The sequence below is a fragment of the Sulfuricella sp. T08 genome, from assembly GCF_000971475.1.
Lineage (GTDB): Bacteria > Pseudomonadota > Gammaproteobacteria > Burkholderiales > Sulfuricellaceae > Sulfuricella.
Window position 1 is genome coordinate 1 of sequence record NZ_DF967573.1, and the last position, 251, is coordinate 251.

Sequence of the window (251 nt, forward strand, 5' to 3'; positions counted from 1 at the left end):
ACTCGCCCTGGTAAACGATATCTGAGCGACGGTTTTCCTTCCAGCAGGATTCGTCATGGCAGGTAGTGCGGGGTTTCTCTTCGCCAAAGCTGATGACCTCGATCTGGCTGTCGGACGCGCCCATCACATTCATCACTTTCCTTACGCTGTCGGCACGACGATTGCCCAGGGCAATGTTGTACTCGCGGCTGCCGCGTTCGTCGCAATTGCCCTGTACTGCAACCTTGGCGGCCTTATTGCCGGTCAAATAC

The 251-nt window shown here is 56.2% G+C and carries 1 protein-coding gene; it reads right to left on the minus strand.

What is annotated here, in order from left to right; all coding sequences use genetic code 11:
- Positions 1-251 (minus strand): OmpA family protein (locus SCT_RS15180; RefSeq protein WP_144408295.1); only part of this gene is annotated, 251 nt, incomplete at both ends.